We start from the raw sequence: 7,338 nt of genomic DNA, 5'->3' as shown, positions 1-7,338 counted from the left end.
GCTCCCAGGAGGACGGCACAGGCGACGAGCAGGCGCGACATGGTGACTCCCTGTGACAGGGGAAGAACGCGGGCGGCAGCGTAGCCTTCCTCGGGGCGGGGTGGGCCTTCCGGCAGGAGCCGACGCCGGGCTTCGGGTGGCCTTCCACGTGATGGCTCCTGCAACGGATGCGGTGGTGGCGGAATCGCTCAAGCAGCCTGTTGCTCGGGACGGGGGCTGGCGCGGCCTGTGGCGGTCCAGCGCCTTCGTCCGGGCGCTCGTGAGCGTGGGGGGACTCAGCGTCGCGGCCCTTCGTGTCCCAGGCCTCTACAACCGGCTGGAATGGGACGTGTTGATCCGTTCCCTGAACACGAAGCCTCCCCTGTTGGCGGAGCCCGCGTGGTTGGAGCTGGAAGGACTCCTGGCTTCACTGGCGCGGACGGAGCGCGTCTTCGCCTGGCTGGCGGTGCTCTTCGTGAGCTGGGCCTTCCGGGGTGCTCCTGCCTCGCGGTGGCCTGCCTGCGTCGCGCAGCCCCTGGTCCTGAGCGCCCTGCTTGTCTGGCTCCACGTCACGGTGTGAGCCGCTCGCGTCCGGTGGCCTTCGTGGAGCCCCTCTTCCCGCCGCGGGCCCGTGTCCACGGAGCGTCCGGCATCGCGCAGCCCTTGGACGCGGCGCTTTGTCCGGCCGGACGCGCACCGTAGTGTGGCCGTCGTCATGCCCCTGCTCTCGCTCGACGCCCTCTCCCTGACGTACCCCGGTGCCCCGTCCCCGGCGGTGCGGGACGTGTCGCTGGCGCTGGAGCCGGGCGAGTCGCTGGCGGTGATGGGCTCCTCCGGCTCCGGCAAGACGGCGCTCCTGCGACTGGTGGCGGGCCTGGAGCGTCCCAGCGCGGGGACCGTCACGCTGGAGGGCCGCGTGCTCGCGGGCCCGGACGCGTTCGTCCCTCCGGAGCAGCGTCCGCTGCGCCGCGTGCTCCACGACGCGGAACTGGAGTCCGGCCTCACCGTGCGCGACGTCGTGCTGAGCGCGCAGCCGAAGGGCGAGGGCGTGGCGCACGCACGCGGCCTGCTGGCGCTGTTCCAACTGGAGGACCTGGAATCGCGCGCGTGTGGAACGCTCTCCCGGGGGCAGCGGCAGCGGGTGCTGCTCGCCCGGGCGCTGGCGTCCGGGGCGAAGCTGCTCGTGCTGGATGAGCCCTTCGCGGGGCTCGACGCCGGACTGCGCGCCGCGCTCCTGGGCGAATGGCGCCGCGTGCTCAAGGCCCGGGGCACCGCGGTGCTCTTCGCCACCCACGACGTGGCGGACGCGCTGGCCTTCGCGGACCGGCTGGTGCTGCTGCGCGGTGGCACCGTGGAGCAACAGGGCGCTCCGGAAGCCGTCTACGAATCCCCGCGCACCGCCTTCGCTGCGTACTTCCTGGGTGGCACCAACCTGCTGCCGGGCTCCGCCTTCGGTCGCGTCGCGCGCACGGCGCTGGGCAACCTGCCGCTGAACGCGGACGCGCGTGGCCAGGTCATGCTGTCCCTGCGCCCCGAAGCGCTGAAGTTGGTGCCGGACACGGATGGCGTGGCGGTGGGCGGCGCCCTGCGCGCCGACGTGCTGGAGCGCGCCTTCCGCGGCGCGCACGTGGACTTCACCGTGTCCTGCGCCGGCATGGCGCTGGTGGTGCGCTCCTCCGCGGCCTCTCCGCTGCGCGAGGGCAGTCGCGCCCGGCTGGAGGTCGCGGGCCGCGCGGAGGTGTTGGAAGAGACGGCTGTGTAACGCCCGCCTGTACACCGGGCGTGCGAGCACCGGGCACGGGAAGTGCAATCACCCGGGCCCCCCATGCGTAGGGAGGGGTATGAACATCGCAGGCCTTCGAGGAATGGGAACCCGCTTCTTCCACTACGTCCGCGACCCCAAGGTGGGGACGTGGCGGAAGCTGGCCGGGCTGCTGGCCGTCCTGTACTTCGTGTCGCCGGTGGACGCGGTGCCGGACTTCATCCCGGTGTTCGGCTGGCTGGACGACCTGGGCGTGCTGTCGGCGGCGGCCCTCTTCATGGTGCGCGAGGTGCAGCGCTACCGCCCTGGCGCGTCGGACGTGTCTCCGGATGACATTCCCGGGGACGGGGTGCCGCGCGACGAAGCGGGGCACCCGCGCGTGCCCACGCTGCGCCGGCACGGCTAGCGCATCAACTGCCGCCCTTGTTCTCGAAGTGCACGAAGTCGATGAGGAACGTGGCGGCGACCACCAGCGTGCGGACGTGGACATCGTCCAGCCCGTTGAACTGGACGCCGAAGTTGTCGGCGTCCGTGAACATCTCCTTGCCGAAGCCGCTCCACTTCTTGGCGATGGTGCCCACCTCGTGCCCCTGCTGCTGCACGTGGAACGTCCACGGCTGGAAGAACGGGCCGCTCAGTTGGGCCAGCGCCTCTTCCCGGGGCCCCAGCACGTCGTAGGCGCGGGCGAAGAAGCGGAAGCGCTGCTGGATGGCGCCCAGGTGGTTGCCCGCGCCGTCCTCCACCTCCATGCGGGACAGCCAGAAGCGCCACGGGCGGCGCAGCCGCAGCAGCGTCTGCCCGTGCGTGTCCTTGAGCTCCATGGTGAAGGGCCGGTTCGCCTTGAGGAGGCTGCGCAGCAGGAACAGCCCCACGCCGCCGCCCACCTCGCCCGCGAAGAAGAGCGGGCGTCCGTCGTCGCCCACCACCTCGTAGCGGTTGCGGCCTTCGAAGCCGGAGAGGATCTCCCCCCACTCCTTCACCTGTCGCACGCGCAGCGCATGTTCACCGCGCAGAAGGGTCAGGGCCTGGGACTCGACGGGCATGGACGGCTCCGGGACGGCGGAAGGAGGAAACGGGACGACCTGGGGACAGTCTAGAACTGTCCGAGCATCGCCAGGCCCATTCCGCCATGGCGCCCCATGGCCGCGGGGACGATGGTCACGGCCGGGGCGTCCGGCGCGTCGAAGTTGCGCGTGAGGAACGCCGTGGCCGCGAGGCCCGCCACCACGCCCGTGGCGGTGCCCACCAGGTAGACCTCCGAATTCGCGTCATCACCCAGCAGCAGGAACAGCGCGCTCAGCCCCGTCAGCCCGCCCAGGATGCCGCCCGAGTCGATGAGCAGCATCCGTCCCCGGGAGACGTCCAGGTTGCGCGACAGCAGCGCCATGCTGATGAGGCCTCCGCCCACCACCACCTGCTCGATGGCGAAGAACGTGCGCGTCTCGTTGGTGTCCTGCGTGGCCATCAGCAGGCCCGCGATGACGCCCGCCCAGAGGCCGCCGGAGTTGGTGAGCGACACCTGGCCCGCGGTGGGGTTGCCGAACTCCGCGATGAGGACGCCCAGGCCGGTGAAGCCCGCCGCCCCCACCATCACCGACGCGAGGGCGTTGTCGCCGTCCAGGTCGAAGGAGCTGATGGACGCCAGGCCATAGCCGAAGCCCCACACCGTGCCGGAGTTGATGGCCGCCGCCTGCCCCGGCGTCAGCCCGCCCTGCGTGAGCAGCAGCGCCGCCGCCGCGCCCGCGCCACCGCCCAGCAGCGACACCGCCACGAACGCGCGCGAATCGTCACAGCCCGCGATTTCGCACAAGAGGATGCCCTGGGTGATGCCGTGCAGCGTCTGCACGATGGTCAGCGAGGCCCGCGCCCCCCGCGACGTTCCTTCTTCCGACACCACCGGCCGCGCCAGCGTCTCCTGCGCCAGCCTGCCACCGGGCGTCAGCCGCGCCCGCGCCAGCCGCGCCAGCTCCGGCGCGTACGGATGCTGGGGACACGCCTCCTGCACCCGCTCCAGGGACTCCACCGCCTGCGCGTCCTCGCCCCGCACCAGCGCATCGAAGCCGGCCAGGTAGTCGGACTCGGCGGCGCACGCCTCCGGGGGGCCCTCCACGAGCGGCGGAGAAGGCATGGTCCGCAGCACGGCGGAGTCGGGGGGCACGGGGGCGTCGTCGCGGGCCGGAGACCCGGGCTGCGCGGCGACGAGGACGGCCAGGACGAAGGGCGCGAGGAACATGTCGCCGTCACCCTAGTCGACCCCCGGGGAAAGACGGGAGTACGGGCCCCGGCATTCCGTCTGGGAATGCCGGGGTCCTGATTTGACACCGTGCAGCGGCCTACCGGGTCGCGAGCGTCTCCACGTGCTGACGGAGCGCGTCCGTGTCCGCCAGCCGCCCGCCCAGGCCCGGCAGCGGCTTCGCGGCCTGTTCGATGCGGCCCCGCGTGCGGGGGCCCGCCGCCACCAGCCACGCCACGCCCAGCGCCAGCTCCGCCACATCCGGAGCCTGGGTGAGCTGCGGGGCCAGGGCCAGCAGCGCGTCCACGGCCTTCTTCACCTGCGCGCCGTGCAGCGGGTGGCTGCTGGTGATGCCTTCACGCAGGAGCACCAGGAGCACCCGCGCGGTGGCGCGGGCCTGGCGCACCGCCTCCGGCCCCTCACCCGTGCCGTCCCACAGGCCGTTCGCGAGCTGTCGGCCCAGCACGCTGCCCACGTCCTCGGCGGCAAGCCGGTCCGCCGCGTCGGCCACCGACAGCATCGAGGCCTCCTCGGCTTCGTAGAAGGCTTCGGGCGCGGCCTCCGCCTTGTCCTTCTTCTGCTCACGCCGGGCCCTCTCCGCCGGCGCGGCCGCCGACTTCTGCGGCATCGCGGCGGACAGCATCCGGCCCAGCAGGCCGCCCTTCTTCTTCGCGACCTCCTGCTCCTTCGCGGCGGGAGGCGCGAACCCATCCCGGGCCTCCGCCTGGATGGGCATGGGCGCAGGCGCGGACATGGGGGCGGGCGCGGACATGCTCGGAGGAGGCGGCGGCGCTGCGCCTCCGCGGGACACCGCCGACGCAGGGGTGGCGCGCCGGGCCGGGGGGGTCGGACGCGTGATGCCTCCGGGACCGGCAGGGACGGGAATCATGATGCCCGACCCCGTGGTGGGCTCCGCATCATCGTAGTCGTCATCGACGTCCTGCGGCGGAGCGATGCCGCCCTCCTGCTTGCCCTGGTTGAACATGGCCCAGCCCGCGGGGGCGTTCACCGGGACGACGCGCGTCTCCGGCGTACCCGAAGCACGGCGCTCGCCCTGGCGCTCCTCCACCACCACGAAGGACGTGTAGCGCGTGGCCAACTGGTGCGTGAGCGCCAGTTGCACGATGCGCTCCTTCATCGCCTCCGCGCGTCGGCCCACGAGCCCCGCGTCCATCCAGCCCCGGATGCGCTCGGCGGCCCACAACTTCTCCACCACCGGACGGTCCGACAGGGCGGGCAGGTCCAGCCGCACCGTGAGGGAGAAGGGCTCCCGGCCTGAACGACCCTTCAATGTCACGCTGCCGGTGCCCGGCTGCGCATAGCGCCCGAAGAGCGTCCAGGGCGTGCCGTCCACCAGCGGCGGCAGCGTGGCCGGCGCCAGCTCACTGGCCTCCACGCCGTCGAAGCGCACCTCCAGGTCGGTGACGCGCGGGGCGAGCGCCTTGGAGAACTGCGCCACCACCTTGTCGTCGATGCGCTCTCCCGGATGGATGAACTCCACCGCGCCGTCCGTGCGCCGCGCCAGGTCGCGCAGGAGCGCGTCGCTCACGTTTGTCCCGATGCCGAACGAGAACACCCGGCCCGACTTGCGCGCGGCGAGCACCGCTTCGAGGATCTCCCCCTCGTTGCCCACCTGACCGTCCGTCAGCAGCACCACCACGCCGTCCGGCGCGGCCTTCATCGCGGCGACGAGCGGCTCCAGCAGCTCCGTGCCGCCACTGGCACGCAGCCCGGCGACCCACGCGTCCGCCTGCTCCAGCGTGCGCTGGGTGAACGTCACTGGCGCGGGGGTGAAGGTCCGGAAGCTGTTCTCGAAGGCGATGACGTTGAACCGGTCACCCTCGCGCAGGTGGCGCAGGCACAGCCGGAGCGCGGCCTGGGCCTGGGGCAGGCTCTCCCCGTCCATGGAACCGGAGGTGTCCACCACGAACACCACCTCCTGCCGGGGCGGCGCCGCCGCCAGGTTCAACAGGTCCGGCACCACGGTGAGCGCGAACGTGCCCGGCCCTTCCGCATTCCGGTGCGTGACGACCGGGGTGAGCATCACGTCCGGGTTGGCGTTGCGCAGGTTGAGCACCACGTCCCGGTCCAGCGCCACCTTGTTGGAGCCCTCGTGCGCGCGGTCCGGCTTCAGGCCCACGCGCAGGCGGGTGCCTTCCCGCGTGACGTCCAGCGCGTGCGACGGGCTCTCCACCACCACCTCGTGGCCCACGTCGATGAGCAGGCTCATCCGCAGCCCGTAGTCCGGGGTCCCGATGGGCGGGGAGATGCGGTCCGCGTCCGGCACCCGCGTCGTCGGGGCCGCGCTGCCGTGCGCCGTGCGGTCTCCCTGCACCGTGCCGGGCATGTACCGGGGCGCCACCAGCGTGGGCAGCATCCAGCGCACGCTGCCTTCCTCCGCGGTGAGGGCCTGGAGGAACTCCACCTCCACCAGCGTCTCCTCGCCGGGCAGCAGGTTGCCCACCTGCGCGGTGAAGACGTTGGGGCGCTCCTGGTCCAGCAGCGCCGCGCCATGGCCTTCCGTGATGGCCGTGTCGTAGGTGCGGAAGGCCTCTTCGCGCTCCTTCACCACCCCCGCCACGCGGCGGCCCGCGCACGTCATGGAGAAGGCGCTGAGCGTCGCGTCCGAGGGCAGCGGGAAGGTGTAGACGGCCTCCACCGGCTTCTTCTCCTCGTTGCGGTAGCGCTGCGTCACGCGCACCCGCGCATGTCCTCCGAGCAGCTCGCCGGAGACTTCCACCCCTTGGAGGGGCACCTGGGCCCCGTCGCGCGTGAACAGCCCACACTTCGCCTGCTCGTTCATGACTGCTTCCCTTCTTCGGATTCCTCGATGAGGGCGCGCACCCGCTCGGCCAGCGCCCGGACCTTCGCCTCAGCCTGCTCCGACACGTGCAGTTCCAACCCCGGCGCCAGGAGCCAGCGCTGGTAACGCGCCACCTCCGCCGTCGGGTCTTTTCCCGGATTTCTCACCGGCGGCCTGGGAAGCACCGCCGGCAGGGGCGTGGGCAGCACCTGCGTCTCCGACAGCCGGCGCAGCTCCTCCGGCGACAGCCGCAGCAGCTCCGCCTGGATGGCGTCCAGGGGCAGGAAGCGCGCCTGGAGCACCCGGATGGCCTTGAGCCGCACCAGGTGCTCCTCCCCGTACACCGTGTCCGGCCCCTTGAAGGGCGGCGCGGGCAGGAGGCCCCGCTGGACGTAGTAGCGGACGGTGCGCGGTGAAATGCCCACCGCCTCCGCCAGCGCCGTCAGCTTCCACTCGGTCTGTGTCTTGGGCGTGCTCACAGACCGAACAGTAGGTTGTGACAGTTGTAGTGTCAAGTCGTCAGTGATGACTCGACAGAGGTGGTGTCGCGATGGGGCGGGC

7 protein-coding genes are annotated in these 7,338 nt (G+C 72.2%); 3 read left to right on the top strand and 4 right to left on the bottom strand.

The window, feature by feature from the left end; genetic code table 11:
* Positions 1-148 precede the first annotated feature (148 nt).
* The 3 genes from D7V88_RS36500 to D7V88_RS36490 all read left to right on the top strand — a co-directional run bounded on the left by D7V88_RS36500 (position 149) and on the right by D7V88_RS36490 (position 2,147).
* Positions 149-559 (top strand): hypothetical protein, encoded by a 411-nt coding sequence (locus tag D7V88_RS36500; RefSeq protein WP_147449018.1) that lies wholly within the window; start codon positions 149-151, stop codon positions 557-559.
* 135 nt (positions 560-694) lie between these two features.
* Positions 695-1,741, top strand: coding sequence for an ABC transporter ATP-binding protein (locus D7V88_RS36495; RefSeq protein WP_120545204.1), 1,047 nt, complete (start codon positions 695-697; stop codon positions 1,739-1,741).
* 103 nt (positions 1,742-1,844) lie between these two features.
* Entirely contained in the window at positions 1,845-2,147 is a 303-nt protein-coding gene (locus D7V88_RS36490; RefSeq protein ID WP_244238582.1) for a YkvA family protein, read from the top strand.
* 4 nt (positions 2,148-2,151) lie between these two features.
* On the opposite strand, the gene D7V88_RS36485 is transcribed toward D7V88_RS36490, so the two are convergent.
* The 4 genes from D7V88_RS36485 to D7V88_RS36470 all read right to left on the bottom strand — a co-directional run bounded on the left by D7V88_RS36485 (position 2,152) and on the right by D7V88_RS36470 (position 7,256).
* Positions 2,152-2,784 carry an LURP-one-related family protein gene (locus D7V88_RS36485; RefSeq protein ID WP_120545201.1) on the bottom strand — a complete coding sequence of 211 codons (633 nt, stop codon included), beginning with the start codon at positions 2,782-2,784 and terminating at the stop codon, positions 2,152-2,154.
* A gap of 50 nt (positions 2,785-2,834) precedes the next feature.
* Complete coding sequence (locus D7V88_RS36480) at positions 2,835-3,974, bottom strand: hypothetical protein (RefSeq protein WP_120545200.1); 1,140 nt, start codon at positions 3,972-3,974, stop codon at positions 2,835-2,837.
* A 100-nt stretch (positions 3,975-4,074) separates the two neighbouring features.
* Positions 4,075-6,777 carry a VIT domain-containing protein gene (locus D7V88_RS36475; protein ID WP_120545199.1) on the bottom strand — a complete coding sequence of 901 codons (2,703 nt, stop codon included), beginning with the start codon at positions 6,775-6,777 and terminating at the stop codon, positions 4,075-4,077.
* Positions 6,774-7,256 (bottom strand): MerR family transcriptional regulator, encoded by a 483-nt coding sequence (locus D7V88_RS36470; protein ID WP_120545198.1) that lies wholly within the window; start codon positions 7,254-7,256, stop codon positions 6,774-6,776. Before D7V88_RS36470 ends, D7V88_RS36475 begins: the two co-directional genes overlap by 4 nt.
* Positions 7,257-7,338 lie beyond the last annotated feature (82 nt).

It is taken from the genome of Corallococcus terminator (assembly GCF_003611635.1).
Lineage (GTDB): Bacteria > Myxococcota > Myxococcia > Myxococcales > Myxococcaceae > Corallococcus > Corallococcus terminator.
Note: the sequence above shows the minus strand (reverse complement) of the source record. Positions and strands in the feature narration are given on the sequence as shown.